This is a genomic window from Agrococcus sp. GW821-FHT14H11, from assembly GCF_058803545.1.
The window spans coordinates 206719-222721 of sequence record NZ_JBXAPA010000003.1; the positions used below are offsets into that span (position 1 = coordinate 206719).

Here is a 16003-nt window from a genome sequence, read left to right on the forward strand (position 1 = left end):
CTAGGCTGTCGCCATGACTGACGAGACCGCCGGCGCTCCGTCGCGCCCGCAGACCGAGATCGACCGCATCGCCGAGGCCTACGTGCACAGGGCGGCGGCGCTGAACCCCGAGATCAACGTGTACGTCGGCCTCGAGGGCGACAAGGCCGGCTACGGCGACTACTCGCCCGAGGGCCGCAGGGCCGACGCCGAGCTCGCGCGCGAGACGCTCGCCGCGCTCCAGGCCGCCGAGCCCGCCGACGACGTCGACTGGGTGACCAAGACCGACCTGTCGCGCGAGCTGCAGCTGGAGCTCGACGTCGAGGCCTCCGGCTGGGGCGACCGCGACCTGAACAACCTCGCGAGCCCGGCCTCGGGCATCCGCGACATCTTCGACCTGATGTCGACCGCGACCGAGGACGACTGGTCGACGATCGCCGAGCGCATGCGCAACGTGCCGGCCGCGATCGACGGCTACATCGCGTCGCTGCGCAACGGCATCGCGACGGGCAACACGCCCGCCGCGCGCCAGATCGACAACGTGCTCGAGCAGTTCACCGACTACGCGCCCGGGAAGGGCTTCTTCCACGAGTTCGCCGGGTCCGCGAAGGCGGGGGAGGCGGAGCTGCCCGAGTCGCTCCGCAGCGACCTCGCGGCCGCGGCTGGCGAGGCGACCGAGGCGCACGCGCGGCTCGCCGAGTTCCTGCGCTCCGAGCTCGCCGCATCCGCCAACCCCGTCGACGCCGTGGGCCGCGAGTTCTACTCGCTCATGTCGCGCCGCTTCCTCGGCGCCGAGGTCGACCTCGACGAGACCTACGCGTGGGGCATCGAGGAGCTCGAGCGCATGCGCACCGAGCAGGAGGCGATCGCGCACGAGATCAAGCCGGGCGCCTCCGTGCAGGAGGCGATCGCGTTCCTCGACCAGGATGCGAGCCGCAAGCTGCACGGCACCGACGCGCTCAAGGCGTGGATGCAGGCGACGAGCGACCGCGCGATCGAGGAGCTCGGGCGCAGCCACTTCGACATCGCCGAGCCCATCACGGCGCTCGAGTGCATGATCGCGCCGACCCAGACCGGCGGCATCTACTACACGGGCCCCTCCGACGACTTCTCGCGCCCCGGCCGCATGTGGTGGTCGGTGCCCGAGGGCGTCACGGAGTTCGACACCTGGCGCGAGCTGACGACCGTCTACCACGAGGGCGTCCCGGGCCACCACCTGCAGATCGCGCAGGCGACGTACAACCGCAAGCAGCTGAACCTCTGGCGGCGAGCGTTCGCCGGCACCTCCGGCCACGCCGAGGGCTGGGCGCTGTACGCCGAGCGGCTGATGGAGTCGCTCGGCTACCTCGACGACCCGGCCGACCGCCTCGGCATGCTCGACGGGCAGCGGATGCGCGCGGCCCGCGTCGTGCTCGACATCGGCGTGCACCTCGGCAAGCCGCGCCTCGACGGCACGGGCGAGTGGGACTTCGACTACGCCTTCGAGTTCATGCGCTCGAACGTGAACATGAACGAGCCCTTCGTGCGGTTCGAGGTGAACCGCTACTTCGGCTGGCCCGGGCAGGCGCCGTCGTACAAGATCGGCCAGCGCATCTTCGAGCAGATCCGCGATGCCGCGAAGGACGCCGAGGGCGACGCGTTCGACCTGAAGCGCTTCCACATGCGCGTGCTGAACATCGGCGGCGTCGGGCTCGACACGCTGCGCGAGGCCGTGCTGCGCGGCGCATGAGCGCACGCGACGCGGCAGCCGGGCTGCGCGAGCCGGTCGACCACTTCGACCAGCTCGCGCAGCTCGAGCGCGCCGCGCTCGGGCCGCACGCGGGTGAGCCGATGCGCGTGTGCGAGACGGCCCGCGCCGCCTCGCTGCGGCTGCAGGCGGAGGAGCCTGCGGCCCCGGAGCGCGGCATGCTCGCCCGCCTGCTCGGCGGCGGCCGCGCCGAGCGCGAGCACGAGCGGCGCATGGACGCCTGGGACGAGGCGCTCGACGCCCTCGAGGCAGAGACCGAGGCGGCGATGGCGCGCTGGCGCGCGAGCGCCGACCCGGCGCTGCTGGCCGCGGCGACCGCCGACCGCGACGCCGCGTTCCGCTCGCTCGCCGACCGCGGGCTGTTCGACGCCGAGCTCGCGGCGGGCACGGCCGCCGAGCCGATCGGCACCATGATGGTGCGGTCGGCGCTCGCGCACGACTGAGCCGGGCTCAGCCCTCGTCGGCGTCGAGGCGCATGCCGCGCCGCCCGAGCTCGAAGCGGAGCGCGTCGACCACGCGGGCGAACTCCCGGTCGTCGGCGAAGGGGCCCGCGTGCAGCGCGACCTCGGGAGCGCCGTGGGGCAGCAGCAGCACCGACCGGTGCGCGTCGAGCCCGGTCCGGCGGCCGATGGCGCGGCCCACCTCCCGGCCGGCGACGTCGCCGAGGGTGAGCGTCGGTCGCAGCCGCACGCCGTGCCAGCGCACCGCGACGCGCTGCAGCGCCTCGTAGGGCATGAGGCCGGCCGGCCCCTCGACGCCTGCGGGTCCGACGGCGAGGAGCGTGGCGCCGAGCGGGAAGCGGCGCTCGACGTGGCGCACGACGCCCGCCGACCAGACGGCGAGCGCAGCGATCAGCGCTGCGCAGACCATGCCGACACCGCCGAGCGCGAGCAGCGCGAAGCGGCCGAGGCCCAGCGGATCGACGCCCGTCAGGCCGCCCACGAGCGCGCCGCCGAACCAGAGCGCGGCCCAGGCCGCCGTGACGCCGGCGCCGATCGCGAGCACGCGGTAGACGCGCGCGACCGGGCGGCGCCGCTCGGGGTCGACGACAATGCGGAGCGAGGAGCCGTCTGCGATGAGCACCCGCCGAGGATAGCCATCCCGGCTCCGCGGAGCGGGTTGTCGGGGGTGGCGGCGCCCGTGTAGGATCGCTGGGTCACGCGTGTGACGCATCACCCATCCGAACCGCCGCCGAGCATCCGCATGCCCGTCGGCCCGAGATCCCCCAATAAGGCACCTTGAACTCTATGACCACTGCAACGACCAAGGCTCCCAAGCAGGTCGCTGTGAACGACATCGGCTCGACCGATGACTTCATGGCCGCCGTTGAGAAGACCCTGAAGTTCTTCAACGACGGCGACCTCATCGAGGGCACCGTCGTCAAGATCGACCGCGACGAGGTCCTGCTCGACGTCGGCTACAAGACCGAGGGCGTCATCCCCTCGCGCGAGCTCTCCATCAAGCACGACGTCGACCCGACGGAGGTCGTCGAGGTCGGCGACACCGTCGAGGCGCTCGTCCTCCAGAAGGAGGACAAGGAGGGTCGCCTGATCCTCTCGAAGAAGCGCGCGCAGTACGAGCGCGCCTGGGGCGACGTCGAGCGCATCAAGGACGAGGACGGCGTCGTCACCGGCACCGTCATCGAGGTGGTCAAGGGCGGTCTCATCGTCGACATCGGCCTGCGCGGCTTCCTGCCGGCCTCGCTCATCGAGCTCCGCCGCGTGCGCGACCTCACCCCGTACCTGGGCCAGGAGATCGAGGCCAAGATCCTCGAGCTCGACAAGAACCGCAACAACGTGGTCCTGTCGCGCCGGGCGCTGCTCGAGGAGACGCAGTCCGCATCGCGCGGCCAGTTCCTCCAGTCGCTGCAGAAGGGCCAGGTCCGCAAGGGCGTCGTCTCGTCGATCGTCAACTTCGGCGCCTTCGTCGACCTCGGCGGCGTCGACGGCCTCGTGCACGTCTCCGAGCTCTCGTGGAAGCACATCGAGCACGCGTCGGAGGTCGTCGAGGTGGGCCAGGAGGTCACCGTCGAGATCCTCACCGTCGAGCTCGACCGCGAGCGCGTCTCGCTGTCGCTCAAGGCGACGCAGGAGGACCCGTGGCAGATCTTCGCCCGCACCCACGCCATCGGCCAGGTCGCACCGGGCAAGGTCACGAAGCTCGTCACGTTCGGCGCGTTCGTGCGCGTCGCGGACGGCATCGAGGGCCTCGTGCACATCTCCGAGCTGTCGGCCCGCCACGTCGAGACGGCTGACCAGGTCGTCGCGGTCGGTGACGAGGTCTTCGTGAAGATCATCGACATCGACCTCGAGCGCCGCCGCATCTCGCTCTCGCTGAAGCAGGCGAACGAGGGCGTCGACCCCGAGGGCACCGACTTCGACCCGGCGCTCTACGGCATGCTCGCCGAGTACGACGAGCAGGGCAACTACAAGTTCCCGGAGGGCTTCGACCCCGAGACGAACGAGTGGAAGGAAGGCTTCGAGTCGCAGCGCGAGGCCTGGGAGGCCGAGTACGCCGCAGCGCAGACGCGCTGGGAGGCGCACAAGGCGCAGGTCGCCGCTGCTCGCGACGCCTCCGTGCTCTCGAACGACGTGCCCTCGGGCGCCCAGTCGTTCGGCGGCAGCTCCGAGGAGTCCTCCAGCGCCGGCACGCTCGCCGACGACGAGGCCCTCGCCGCGCTCCGCGAGAAGCTCACGGGCTCGAGCGAGTAGTCGATCGCACCACGAGCGGGCCGCATCCTCCGGGATGCGGCCCGCTCCGCGTTGCGGGGCATGCCAGGATCGGAGGCATGCCCGCCGATGACGCGATCCCGCACGCCCTCGAGTACGCCGACCGCTGGCTCGCCTACCGCCGCTGGCGGCTGCGCATCCCCGGCGTGCAGGCGGCGGTGCGCATCGGGGGCGAGCTCGTGCTCGACACGGCGCACGGCGTCGCGGACGAGGCGACGGGCGAGGCGCTCACGAGCGCGCACCGCTTCCGCATCGCCTCCCACTCGAAGGCGCTCGCCGCGATCGTCGCGATGCGGCTCGTCGACGAGGGCCGCCTGCGCCTCGACGACGTGGCGCAGCAGCACGCGCCGGTGCTCCGCGGCACCGACGCCGGCAGGCTGCTCGTGCGGGAGCTGCTCTCGCACGGCGGCGGAGCGGTGCGCGACGGCGACGACGTGGGCTTCTGGCACCTCGCGGGCCCGTTCCCCGACCACGACGGCCTGCTCGCGATCGCGAGGTCCGGCGTCGAGCGGATCCCCGCATCCGTCGAGTTCAAGTACTCCAACGTCGGCTTCGGGCTGCTCGGGCTCGTCGTCGAGGGCGCGACCGGCGTGCCCTACGCCGACGCCTTCGCGCGCCTGCTCGCCGAGCCGCTCGGCCTCGCCGCGACGGCGGCCGACCTCGACGACGGCGCCGCGCCGCTCGTGACCGGCCACTCGGCGCTGCACTCGGCGACCGAGCGCACGGCGCTCGGCAGCCCCGCGGCACGAGCCCTCGCAGCCGCGACCGGCGCGGTGTCGACGGCGGCGGAGCTGACGGATGCGCTGCGGACGGTCGTCGACGCCGACGACCGGCTGCTGAGCGCAGCCGCCCGCAGGCGCATGCGGCAGCAGCACTGGTCGACGACCGGTCGCGACGGGGGCGCGGGCGGCTATGGCCTCGGCCTCATGCTGCGCGAGGTCGACGGACGCACCTGGGCGGGCCACGGCGGCGCCTGGACGGGCCAGGCGACGCGCACGCTCGTCGACGCGGAGCGCGACGTGGTGGTGAGCGTGCTGACGAACGCGATCGACGGCCCGGCGGAGGAGCTCGCGGTCGGGCTCGCGCGGCTCGTGCACGCGGCGCTCGAGGGCACCGACGCCCCGGTCGAGCGCGCCCGCTCGTTCGAGGGGTCGTTCGCGAGCGTCTGGGGCCGCGTCGACGTCGTCGAGCTCGGCGGGCGCCTGCTCGGCGTCTCGCCGACGGCCGCCGACCCGATGGCGGCGGTCGACGAGCTCGAGCCGCTCGACGACGACCGGGTGCGCATCCGCGCCGCGACGGGCATGGGCTCCGGCCACGAGACCGCGATCGCGGAGCGGGGCGCCGACGGCCGCGTCGCGCGGTGGCGGGGCGCCTGGCGCATGGAGGCCGTCGAGGCGGTGCCCGCCTAGCCGTCTGCCATGCGCTCGGTCGCCGGCCGCAGGTCGGCGTTGCGGCGCCTGCGCGCGCTCCGCCACACCGACCAGCCGAAGAGGCCGAGGAGCAGCAGCGCGACCACGACGAGCAGCGGCGCCACGATCGCGAGCAGCGACATGCCGACCGCGCCGACGTCCTCGATCGTCGACACGACAGGGGCGGCCGCACCGGCGGTCGCGATGTTCGCGGCGGGCCGGAGCGCCGTCTTCCCCGCGTGCACCGTCAGCGCGATCACGGCGCCGACGAGGATCGGCACCCACTGGTGGGTCGAGAAGAACTCCGCCGGGTCGGTGACCGCGACGGTCGATGCGGTCGAGGACGAGCCGAAGACGAGCCCGCCGGCCGTGGGCCGCACGATCGTCTGGATGACGTCGTTGACGCTGTCGACCGCGGGGATCTTGTCGGCGACGACCTCGACGACGAGCAGCACCGCGATGATGCCGAGCACCCAGCCGTTCGACAGCCAGGCCCACCCGTCGGGCAGCTGCATCGCATCCGGGAAGAAGCGGCCCGCCACCCCGACCGCGAGCAGCGGGATGTAGGCGTTCATGCCGGCCGCAGCCGCCAGCCCGGACCCCGTCAGGAACTCCAGCACGATGCCTCCTCGCCGCGACCCGGTCGGCCGCTCGCGCCGATCGTAGCGGCGGGGCCCGGGCGTGCGCCGAAGCGAGCCGCGGCGCGGTAGCGTCATCCCATGATCGCGGCGGTCATCCCAGCGCGCACCGGCACGGTGCGCCCCGACCGCACGCGCGAGCGCGCGACCGCCGTCAACCAGCTGCTGCTCGCCGCCGCGACGCTCGTCGCGTGCGGGCTGGTGGTCGTGCTCGGCGGCGTCTCCGACGCCGACCTGCTCTTCACGGGCGTGCTGCTCGTCTTCGCGCTCACGGTCGCCGCGCTCGTCGTGCCCTGGAACCGCGTGCACCCGGCGTGGGTCGCGCTCATCCCGATCGGCGATCTGGTCGCCATCTACATGCTGCAGATCGCCGATCCCGCCTCCGAGCTGTGGCTGCTGTGGCTCGTGCCGGCCACCTGGCTCGCGACGGTCGGCGGCTGGCGGGGACTCGTGATCGGCGCCGGCGGCTCCTCGCTGCTGTTCTGGACGGCGCTGCTGTTCTCCGACGACCTGCCGAACCGCGTGCACATCTACCTCGGCCCGATCGCGATCGTGACCGCGGCCGTCATCGCCTTCGTCGGCGCGCGTCGGGCCGCGGCGCAGCGAGCGCTGCTCGACGAGCAGGCGGAGTACCTCGACCACGCGGTCGAGCGCGCCCGGCGGCAGGAGGATGCGGTGAGCGAGCTGCTCGACGCGGTCGACTTCGGCGTCGTGCGCATCGGCGCGGACGGCTCCATCTCGATCGAGAACGATGCGAACGCCCGCCTGACGGCCGTGGGTGAGGGCGGGCAGATGTTCGGGCCCGACGGCGTGACGCCCATCGAGCCCGGCATGACGCCGGCGGCCCGAGCGCGCCGCGGGGAGACGTTCGAGAACGAGCTGTCGTGGATCGGCCCGCCGGGGGAGAGCCGTCGCGCGCTGCAGTCGACCGCCCGGCGGCTCCTCGACGTCGACGGGGCCGACGCGGGCGCGATCCTCGTCACGCGCGACGTCACGGCCGAGCAGACCGCGGTGCACATGCGCGACGAGCTCGTCGCCTCCGTCTCGCACGAGCTGCGCACGCCGCTCACGAGCGTGCTCGGGCACCTCGACCTCGCGCTCGACGGCGGCGACGTCGGCCCGCAGGCGCGCCGCAGCCTCGAGATCGCCGAGCGCAACGCCTCGCGCCTCCTCGTGATCATCGGCGACATCCTCGCCGCGACCGCCGACGGGCCGGGACGGTTCGACGTGCGCCCGGTGCGCGAGGACCTCTCGGCCGTCGTCGTGGCGTCGGTCGAGGCGCTCGAGCCGCGCGCCGCGGCGCGCAACATCGTCGTCGACACGTCGGGCATCGAGCCCGTGCACGCCGACATCGACCCCATCCGCATCCGCCAGGTGGTCGACAACCTCGTCGGCAACGCGGTCAACTACCACACGGGCGACGGGCTCATCGAGGTCGGGGTCACCTCCGACGACAAGCACGCGTGGCTCGTGGTGCGCGACGACGGGCCCGGCATCCCGGAGGACGCGCTGCCGCACCTGTTCGAGCGCCGCTACCGCGGCGCCACGGCGCGGGCGCCGGGCAACGGGCTCGGCCTCACGATCAGCAGGGACCTCGTGCGTGCGCACGGCGGGGAGATCACCGTCCAGAGCGAGCCGGGGAGCGGCGCGACCTTCGTGGTGCGCCTGCCCCTGCGCAGGAGCGGAGTGCAGGCATGACCCTCGACCCGGACACCGTCCGCCTCATCACCGCGCTCGTCGTGCACGTCGCGGGCGGCCTGTTCGTGCTCGAGACGATGGTCCGCAAGGACGACCGCGCCGGCCGCGTCTGGGCGCTCGGCTTCATCGGCGGCATGATCGCCACCGAGGCCTTCATCGTCTACACCGTGAGCGAGGGCAGCTGGTGGCCGCTCGCGATCGGCAACGCCGCCTGGGTCGCGTGCCTCGGGCTGCTGTGGCTCGGCTGCCGCGTCTTCAACGGCCGGGCCGCGCGGCGTCCCGCCTACGTGCTGGGCGCCACCGTGGCGCTCGTGTTCCTCGCCGCGCTCATCGACGTGCCGCTCGAGGGCGCCTGGTCGGGCGCCTGGGTGATGTTCGCCGCGAACGCCGCCTTCGGCGCGCTCGGCGCGTTCGAGACCTTCCGGCGGGGCGCGATGCGCCGCACCCGCACCGCGCTCGGCCTCGGCGTCGTGCTCGCGCTCGCGTCGGTGTTCCAGGCGGTGCGGCTCGTGAGCGCCGTCACGCTCGGCACCGAGCACCCGGTGTTCCAGGAGTGGGTGAGCAGCGGCCTGGCCGGGGTGGCCACGATCTGCCTGGCGATCGTCGCCGTGACCGTCGCATCCGTCCTCCGCGCCGAGCAGGTGCGCCTGCGCGGCACCGAGGACTCGACGCTCATGGCGATCGCGCCCGACGGCGTGCTGCTCGCGCCGTCGTTCTCACGGGTGCTCGGCGGCCGGCTCATGCGCGCCAACCGGCGCGCGGAGCTGTTCGGCGTGCTCGTGGTGCGCATCGACGCGCTCTCGCGGATCGCCACCGCCTTCGGCGCCGACGAGGCCGACCACGTGCGGCAGGCAGCCCGTGCCGCGGTGCGCCGCCTGTCGCCGACGACGGCGGCGCTCGGCACCGACGATCACGGCATCCTCATGCTCGCGTTCCAGCCCTCGTCGCCCGCCGACGCGCGCCAGCTCGCCGCGCGCATGCACCGCGCCATGCTCGACCAGATGCGCACGGCGGGCGTGCCCGTCGTGCCGCCGATCGGCATGGGCGTGAGCCTCACGAGCATCACCGGCTACGACCGCGAGGCGCTCATCGAGGCGGCGCGCTCGGCGGCGCGGCGCGCCATGGCGAGCGACGACGTGACGGTCGTGGTCGCCGGCGAGGACGATGAGACCGATCAGGCCCTGGGTCAGGCGGTGCGGCGGTAGCCGACGCCGCGCACGGTCTCGATCCAGCGGGGCTCCGAGGGCGACTCGCCGAGCTTGCGGCGCAGGTTGGCGACGTGCACCTCGATGGCGCGCGCGTCGTGCTCGCTGAGGAAGTGGTCGGGCTCGCCGCGCTCGCCGCGCAGCATGCCGGCCAGCTGCAGCTTGCTGACGACGCGGCGGCCGGAGCCGAGCAGCATGCGCAGGATGTCGAACTCGCTGCGCGTCAGCTCGACCTCGGCGCCGTCGAGCTCGACGACGCGCGCGCCCGGCTCGAGCCGCAGGCCGCGGTGCACGAGCGGGGCGACGCCCGGCTCGTCCTCGGCCCAGGGGGCCGACGAGGCGTGCGCGGGGCTCGGCGCCACCTGGTGGGGGCCGGTGTGTTCGGAGACGCCCTGGCCCCAGCCCTGCGGCGGCTGCGGCGCCGACGGCGGGGGAGACGGATGCGTCGAGGCGATCGCGCGGGGCCGGCGCATCATCGCCTCGATCCGGGCCCGCAGCTCGCGGGGCCGGAACGGCTTCACGATGTAGTCGTCGGCACCGGTCTGCAGGCCCACGAGCGTGTCGATCTCGTCGCCGCGCGCGGTGATCATGACGAGGTAGGCGGTCGTCAGGCTGCGGATCTGGCGCGCGGTCTCGAAGCCGTCGATGCCGGGCATGTTGACGTCGATCGTGACGACGATCGGGTCGTGCTCGCGCACGAGCTCGACGCCCGCGGCGCCGTCGGCGGCGGTGTGGACGGTGAACCCGCCCTGCGTGAGGACCTGCGCGAGCAGCTCGCGGATGTCCTCGCCATCCTCGATGACGACGGCGACGTCCTCGTCCACGGGGCCTCCCAGGTCTCGCATCGCGCTCTTGGGTGCGACAGCGGTCATGCTACCTTCTGCGGTCCTCACGGAGACCACCTCCTCGTCGAGCGGGTCGATCCCGGCTCACACGAGCCGGCGCGCCGGCGGCGCCGCCGGCGACTTCGCGAACAGGACCACGGCGAGCAGGAGCCCGACCGCGGCGAGCAGGGGGAGGCCGAGCTTCGGTTCCAGCACCGAGGCGGCGACGGCGCCGATGCCGGGGACGCGGAGCGTCGGGGCCCAGGCCTCCGCGCCGACGCGGTGCTCCGAGACGCGCTCGGTGGCGTCCGCCGCCGTGGTGAGGCTCCATGAGCCCGGGGCGAGCGCCTCCACGGCGACGATCCGCTCGGGCACGAGCGTGCCGCCGCTCGGGACGCTGACGACGTCGCCCTCGCCGAGGTCGGCGGTGGGCACGCGCGTCGTGACGAGCAGGTCGCCGGCCGCGTACGAGGGCTGCATGGCGCCGGTCGCGACCACGACGGGGTGCGCGAGGCCGGCGAGCGCGGCGGCCCAGAGCACGGCGGCGACCGCGGCGGCGGCCGCGAGCAGCGCGAGCGTCGCGATGGCGATGCGTCGGAGGGCGATCACGGCGCCTCCTTCCCTGGGACGCTCGTGACGCTACGGCGGGCGCCTCAGCAGGCGCGGACGGCGAGGCGCAGCGAACGCTTGAGGTTGACTCAGGAAACGCCGTGGGAGACTGCTGCCATGCCCCTCGTCGCGCTCACCGGCGGCATCGCCTCCGGCAAGTCCACCATCGCCGGCCGCCTCGCCGAGCTCGGCGCGGTCGTCGTCGACGCGGATGCCGTCGTGCGCGAGCTGCAGCAGCCGGGGGAGCCCGTGCTCGCCGCGATCGCGGAGGCCTTCGGCCCGCAGGTGCTGCGCGCCGACGGATCGCTCGACCGCGCGGCGCTCGGCGCCGTGGTGTTCGCCGACGACGCGGCCCGCCGCCGCCTGAACGCGATCGTGCACCCGGCCGTCTCGGCCGAGTCGGGCCGCCGGTTCCGCGCGGCGCTCGAGGCCGACCCCGCGGCGGTCGTGGTCTACGACGTGCCGCTGCTCGTGGAGGCGCGCCCCGATGACCCCTGGGACCTCGTCGTCGTCGCCCACGCGCCCGAGGACATCCGGGTGCAGCGGCTCGTGGCGCTGCGCGGCATGACGGAGGCGGATGCGCGGGCGCGCGTCGCGTCGCAGGCGAGCGACGAGCGCCGGCTCGCCATCGCCGACGTCGTGATCGACACCGGCGGGGACCTCGATGCGACGGTCGCGCAGACCGATGCGCTGTGGCGACGGCTCTCGCAGGAGCCTGTGGGCGGCCGCTCGTAGGCTGGAGGCATGGAACCGACCCGTGCCGTGCGGCCGTTCGAGGTCATCAGCGAGTACCAGCCGAGCGGCGACCAGCCGAAGGCCATCCGCGAGCTCGCCGACGCGCTCGGGCGCGGCGAGACCGACGTGGTGCTGCTCGGCGCGACGGGCACCGGCAAGAGCGCGACCACCGCGTGGCTCGTCGAGCAGGTGCAGCGGCCCACCCTCGTGCTCGCCCACAACAAGACGCTCGCCGCGCAGCTCGCCAACGAGTTCCGCGAGCTCTTGCCCAACAACGCCGTCGAGTACTTCGTCTCGTACTACGACTACTACCAGCCCGAGGCGTACATCCCGCAGACGGACACCTTCATCGAGAAGGACTCCTCGCTCAACGCCGAGGTCGAGCGGCTGCGGCACTCCGCGACGAACGCGCTGCTGTCGCGGCGCGACGTGATCGTCGTCTCGACCGTCTCCTGCATCTACGGCCTCGGCACGCCCGAGGAGTACCTCGAGGCGATGGTGGCGCTGCAGGTCGGCATGCGCGTCGACCGCCAGGCGCTGCTGCGCCGGTTCGTCGCGATGCAGTACCAGCGCAACGACGTCGCGTTCACGCGCGGCACCTTCCGCGTGCGCGGCGACACGATCGAGATCATCCCGATGTACGAGGAGCACGCGATCCGCATCGAGCTCTTCGGCGACGAGATCGAGGCGCTGTCGACGCTCCACCCGCTCACGGGCGAGGTGCTCGAGACGCACGACGCGGTGTCGATCTTCCCCGGCAGCCACTACGTGGCCGGCAACGAGCGCATGCACCGGGCGATGGAGCGCATCCGCGACGAGCTCGACGGCCGCCTGAAGGAGCTCGAGCGCGAGGGCAAGCTGCTCGAGGCGCAGCGGCTGCGCATGCGCACGACGTTCGACCTCGAGATGATGGAGCAGATCGGCTTCTGCTCGGGCATCGAGAACTACTCGCGCCACATCGACGGCCGCGGGCCGGGGGAGCCGCCGCACTGCCTGCTCGACTACTTCGCCGACGACTTCCTCGTCGTCATCGACGAGTCGCACGTCACCGTGCCGCAGATCGGCGCCATGTACGAGGGCGATGCGAGCCGCAAGCGCTCGCTCGTCGAGCACGGCTTCCGGCTCCCGAGCGCGCTCGACAACCGGCCGCTGAAGTTCGACGAGTTCCTCGAGCGCACGCCGCAGAAGGTCTACCTGTCGGCGACGCCGGGCAAGTACGAGATGGGCCTCGCCGACACGGTCGTCGAGCAGATCATCCGCCCGACGGGCCTCGTCGACCCGAAGCTCGTCGTCAAGCCCACGAAGGGCCAGATCGACGACCTGCTCGAGGAGATCCGCGTGCGCGCCGAGCGCGACGAGCGCGTGCTCGTGACGACGCTGACGAAGAAGATGGCCGAGGAGCTCACCGAGTACTTCACGGAGGCGGGCGTGCGGGTGCGCTACCTGCACTCCGACGTCGACACGCTGCGGCGCGTCGAGCTGCTGACGCAGCTGCGGCAGGGCGTGTTCGACGTGCTCGTCGGCATCAACCTGCTGCGCGAGGGTCTCGACCTGCCGGAGGTGTCGCTCGTCTCGATCCTCGACGCCGACAAGGAGGGGTTCCTGCGCTCGTCGACCTCGCTCATCCAGACCATCGGCCGCGCCGCCCGCAACGTGTCGGGCGAGGTGCACATGTACGCCGACCGCATCACCGACTCGATGCGCCTCGCGATCGACGAGACCGACCGCCGGCGCGCGGTGCAGGTCGCGTACAACACCGAGCACGGCATCGACCCGACGCCGCTGCGGCGCCGCATCGCCGACATCACCGAGGTGCTCTCGCGCGAGCAGGCCGACACCGACGAGCTGCTCGCCGGCACCAAGCGCGGTGCGCCGACGCCCAGGCTCGCGCGCGACCGCTCCGATCTCGACGGGCCGGCGCAGCTGGAGGCGATCATCGCCGACCTCACGGCGCAGATGACGGAGGCGGCGGGCGAGCTGAAGTTCGAGCTCGCGGCGCGGATCCGCGACGAGCTGCACGACCTGAAGCGCGACCTGCGGCAGATGCGCGCGGCGAGCTAGGTGTACTGCGCCGGGACGTTGGTGACAGTTCGGGTCTTGTGAGCGAGGAGAACCTCCGGGCTTAGTGGAGCTGTTCAGGTCTTCACTTCCCGGAGGTTCTCGTGCCCCAAGTTATCCCGCGTCTGTCTCCGTTTGGCAGAGCGTTGATCGTCGAACGTGTCGGCAGCGGCAGGCCCGTCGCCCATGTTGCGGCTGAGCTCGGTGTCTCTCGTCAGACTGCGTATCGGTGGGTGAAGCGGTACCGCGAGGGCGGCGTCGAGGCGCTTTTCGACCGGTCGAGTCGGCCGCATGCGTCACCGAACCGCACGACTCAGGATCGTGAGGCGGCGGTGCTCGCCGCCCGGGCGGAGCTCCGCCAGGGCCCGGCACGGCTCGCAGCCGTCACCGGTGTCCCGGCCCGGACGATCTCGCGGATCCTGAACCGACACCAGGTTCCGCGCCTGGCTTGGTGTGATCCGATCACCGGGCAGCTGATCCGCGCATCCCGCACGACCGCGCTCCGCTACGAGCGGGAACGGCCAGGGCAGCTGATCCACGTCGACGTGAAGAAGCTCGGCCGCATCCCGGACGGCGGCGGCTGGCGCGTTCACGGCCGCTCCGAAGAGGTTCGTGGTCGCGGCATCGGCTATGACTTCGTCCACGCCGCCGTCGACGACCACAGCCGGCTCGCCTACGCGGAGATCCACGCCGACGAGCGCTCCGAGACCTGCGCGAGCTTCCTTCGGCGAGCGGCGGACTACTTCTCCGACCACGGCATCGCTCGCATCGAGCAGGTCATCACCGACAACGCGCTCGCCTACCGACGCGCCCATGCCTTCCCGGCAGCCGTCGCAGCGCTCGGCGCCCGGCAGCTGTTCATCAAGCCCCACTGCCCCTGGCAGAACGGCAAGGTCGAACGCTTCAACCGCACCCTCGCCGCCGAATGGGCTTACCGGCAGCCCTTCGACTCGAACAGCGCACGAACCGACGCGCTTGCACCCTTCATCGAGCACTACAACACTGAACGCATCCACTCAGCCCACGGGACACCACCAGCTGCCCGAGTGTCACCCAGGTGAGGTCAAGTCCCAGGTAGTGGTGTAGCGGTGTCCTTCGTTCTGATCGGTTAGGCGGAGAGCAGGAGGGCGGTGTCGGTGGTCACCTCGCTTCCGGTGCCGGCCACGAGGGTGAGGCGGCTCTTGGCGAGCAGGTCGAGGCCGAGGTAGCGGCGACCTTCGGCCCATTCGTCGGTCTGCTCGGCCAGGACCGCGCCGACGAGGCGGATGATCGCGTCGCGGTTGGGGAAGATGCCGACGGAGTCGGTGCGGCGGCGGATCTCGCGGTTCAACCGCTCGTTGGGGTTGTTCGACCAGATTTGCTGCCAGAGGGCTTCGGGGAAGCCGGTGAAGGCGAGGATGTCGGCGCGGGCGGCATCGAGGTGCTCGTGCGCGTCGGGCAGCTTCTCCTCGACGTAGTCGAGCAGCCGCTCGAACTGGGCGTGCACGGACGGCCCGTCGGGCTGGTCATAGACCGAGTGGAGCATCGCCTTCACGGCCGGCCAGTAGCTCTTCGGCGTCACCGACATGAGGTTCGCGGCGTAGTGGGTGCGGCAGCGCTGCCAGGCCGCTCCCGGCAGGTTCGCAGCGATCGCCTCGACGAGGCCGCGGTGGGCGTCGGAGGTGACCAGGCGCACGCCAGCCAGTCCGCGGGCGACGAGGTCGGCGAAGAAGCTGTTCCAGGCCGGCCCGGTCTCACTGGTGGCGACCTGCATGCCCAACACCTCGCGGCGGCCGTCGCCGTTGACGCCGGTCGCGATGAGCACGACCGCGTTGATGACGCGGCCGCCCTCGCGGACCTTCATCGTCAGCGCGTCGGCGGCGACGAACGTGAACGGCCCTGCTTCGTCGAGCGGCCGGTGGCGGAACTGCTCGACGTGCTCGTCGAGCTCGGCCGCCATGCGGGAGACCTGTGACTTCGACAGCGAGTGGATGCCGAGCGTCTTCACCAGCTTGTCCATCCGGCGGGTCGAGACGCCGGCGAGGTAGCAGTCGGCGACCACCGTGATCAGCGCCGTCTCGGCGCGCTTGCGCCGCTCGAGCAGCCAGTCGGGAAAGTAGGTGCCGGCCCGCAGCTTCGGGATCGCGACATCGACCGTGCCCACGCGCGTGTCGAGCGGGCGGTGCCGGTAGCCGTTGCGGCGAGTCAGGCGGTCGGGGCTGGGCTGGCCCCATTCGGCGCCGACGACGGCGTCGGCGTCGGCGGAGAGCAGCGCGTTGATCATCGTCTGCAACAGACTGCGTATCAGATCCGGCGACGCGTCGGTCAGTGCTTCTGCCAGCACGCCGGCAGGGTCGACAATATGAGGAGCGGTCATCGTGATGACTCCATTC

Annotated in this window: 14 protein-coding genes; 9 read left to right on the forward strand and 5 right to left on the reverse strand. The window is 72.6% G+C overall.

Going from position 1 to position 16003, the window contains the following annotated elements; genetic code table 11:
• The first annotated feature begins 13 nt into the window (after positions 1–13).
• On the forward strand, positions 14–1708 hold the full coding sequence (locus tag AC1RNL_RS04920) for a DUF885 domain-containing protein (RefSeq protein WP_128190111.1): 1695 nt from the start codon (positions 14–16) through the stop codon (positions 1706–1708).
• The gene (locus tag AC1RNL_RS04925; protein WP_128190112.1) at positions 1705–2169 is read left to right on the forward strand and encodes a hypothetical protein; all 465 of its coding nucleotides are present in this window, start codon (positions 1705–1707) and stop codon (positions 2167–2169) included. The genes AC1RNL_RS04920 and AC1RNL_RS04925 overlap by 4 nt, the downstream gene beginning before the upstream one ends.
• 7 nt (positions 2170–2176) lie before the next feature.
• Here the strand turns inward: AC1RNL_RS04925 and AC1RNL_RS04930 are convergent, their stop codons facing one another.
• Positions 2177–2809: a hypothetical protein gene (locus AC1RNL_RS04930; RefSeq protein WP_492934602.1), complete on the reverse strand. Its 633-nt coding sequence runs from the start codon at positions 2807–2809 to the stop codon at positions 2177–2179.
• Between the two features lie 164 nt (positions 2810–2973).
• Between AC1RNL_RS04930 and rpsA the strand changes: the two genes are divergently transcribed.
• Entirely contained in the window at positions 2974–4437 is a 1464-nt protein-coding gene (gene rpsA, locus AC1RNL_RS04935) for a 30S ribosomal protein S1 (protein WP_128190114.1), read from the forward strand.
• 77 nt (positions 4438–4514) lie between these two features.
• A complete protein-coding gene (locus AC1RNL_RS04940) occupies positions 4515–5864 on the forward strand; it encodes a serine hydrolase domain-containing protein (protein ID WP_364193937.1) in 1350 nt (449 codons plus the stop codon).
• Here the strand turns inward: AC1RNL_RS04940 and AC1RNL_RS04945 are convergent.
• On the reverse strand, positions 5861–6484 hold the full coding sequence (locus AC1RNL_RS04945) for a DUF4126 domain-containing protein (protein WP_364193934.1): 624 nt from the start codon (positions 6482–6484) through the stop codon (positions 5861–5863). The two genes, AC1RNL_RS04940 and AC1RNL_RS04945, sit on opposite strands and share 4 nt — an antisense overlap.
• Before the next feature lie 99 nt (positions 6485–6583).
• Between AC1RNL_RS04945 and AC1RNL_RS04950 the strand changes: the two genes are divergently transcribed.
• Positions 6584–8200 carry a sensor histidine kinase gene (locus tag AC1RNL_RS04950; protein ID WP_128190116.1) on the forward strand — a complete coding sequence of 539 codons (1617 nt, stop codon included), beginning with the start codon at positions 6584–6586 and terminating at the stop codon, positions 8198–8200.
• Complete coding sequence (locus tag AC1RNL_RS04955; protein WP_128190117.1) at positions 8197–9405, forward strand: diguanylate cyclase domain-containing protein; 1209 nt, start codon at positions 8197–8199, stop codon at positions 9403–9405. Before AC1RNL_RS04950 ends, AC1RNL_RS04955 begins: the two co-directional genes overlap by 4 nt.
• On the opposite strand, the gene AC1RNL_RS04960 is transcribed toward AC1RNL_RS04955, so the two are convergent.
• Both AC1RNL_RS04960 and AC1RNL_RS04965 read right to left on the reverse strand, forming a co-directional pair.
• Positions 9387–10277: a response regulator transcription factor gene (locus AC1RNL_RS04960; protein WP_492934603.1), complete on the reverse strand. Its 891-nt coding sequence runs from the start codon at positions 10275–10277 to the stop codon at positions 9387–9389. The two genes, AC1RNL_RS04955 and AC1RNL_RS04960, sit on opposite strands and share 19 nt — an antisense overlap.
• A gap of 57 nt (positions 10278–10334) precedes the next feature.
• Positions 10335–10838: a S24/S26 family peptidase gene (locus tag AC1RNL_RS04965; RefSeq protein WP_492934604.1), complete on the reverse strand. Its 504-nt coding sequence runs from the start codon at positions 10836–10838 to the stop codon at positions 10335–10337.
• 117 nt (positions 10839–10955) lie between these two features.
• Between AC1RNL_RS04965 and coaE the strand changes: the two genes are divergently transcribed.
• From coaE to AC1RNL_RS04980, 3 genes are all read left to right on the forward strand, one after another.
• Complete coding sequence (coaE, locus tag AC1RNL_RS04970) at positions 10956–11573, forward strand: dephospho-CoA kinase (protein ID WP_246991032.1); 618 nt, start codon at positions 10956–10958, stop codon at positions 11571–11573.
• A gap of 9 nt (positions 11574–11582) precedes the next feature.
• Positions 11583–13634 carry an excinuclease ABC subunit UvrB gene (gene uvrB, locus AC1RNL_RS04975; protein ID WP_246991030.1) on the forward strand — a complete coding sequence of 684 codons (2052 nt, stop codon included), beginning with the start codon at positions 11583–11585 and terminating at the stop codon, positions 13632–13634.
• A 101-nt stretch (positions 13635–13735) separates the two neighbouring features.
• On the forward strand, positions 13736–14692 hold the full coding sequence (locus tag AC1RNL_RS04980; protein ID WP_492934605.1) for an IS481 family transposase: 957 nt from the start codon (positions 13736–13738) through the stop codon (positions 14690–14692).
• Between the two features lie 47 nt (positions 14693–14739).
• Here AC1RNL_RS04980 and AC1RNL_RS04985 read toward each other — a convergent pair whose 3' ends face one another.
• Positions 14740–15987: an IS256 family transposase gene (locus tag AC1RNL_RS04985; protein WP_492934606.1), complete on the reverse strand. Its 1248-nt coding sequence runs from the start codon at positions 15985–15987 to the stop codon at positions 14740–14742.
• Positions 15988–16003 lie beyond the last annotated feature (16 nt).

What these genes read in the sequence shown, in the direction of transcription:
- AC1RNL_RS04920 (WP_128190111.1), top strand. Translation starts at nt 14, where the DNA reads ATGACTGACGAGACCGCCGGCGCTCCGTCGCGCCCGCAGACCGAGATC.
- AC1RNL_RS04925 (WP_128190112.1), top strand. Translation starts at nt 1,705, where the DNA reads ATGAGCGCACGCGACGCGGCAGCCGGGCTGCGCGAGCCGGTCGACCAC.
- rpsA (WP_128190114.1), top strand. Translation starts at nt 2,974, where the DNA reads ATGACCACTGCAACGACCAAGGCTCCCAAGCAGGTCGCTGTGAACGAC.
- AC1RNL_RS04940 (WP_364193937.1), top strand. Translation starts at nt 4,515, where the DNA reads ATGCCCGCCGATGACGCGATCCCGCACGCCCTCGAGTACGCCGACCGC.
- AC1RNL_RS04950 (WP_128190116.1), top strand. Translation starts at nt 6,584, where the DNA reads ATGATCGCGGCGGTCATCCCAGCGCGCACCGGCACGGTGCGCCCCGAC.
- AC1RNL_RS04955 (WP_128190117.1), top strand. Translation starts at nt 8,197, where the DNA reads ATGACCCTCGACCCGGACACCGTCCGCCTCATCACCGCGCTCGTCGTG.
- AC1RNL_RS04960 (WP_492934603.1), bottom strand. Translation starts at nt 10,277, where the DNA reads ATGACCGCTGTCGCACCCAAGAGCGCGATGCGAGACCTGGGAGGCCCC.
- coaE (WP_246991032.1), top strand. Translation starts at nt 10,956, where the DNA reads ATGCCCCTCGTCGCGCTCACCGGCGGCATCGCCTCCGGCAAGTCCACC.
- uvrB (WP_246991030.1), top strand. Translation starts at nt 11,583, where the DNA reads ATGGAACCGACCCGTGCCGTGCGGCCGTTCGAGGTCATCAGCGAGTAC.
- AC1RNL_RS04985 (WP_492934606.1), bottom strand. Translation starts at nt 15,987, where the DNA reads ATGACCGCTCCTCATATTGTCGACCCTGCCGGCGTGCTGGCAGAAGCA.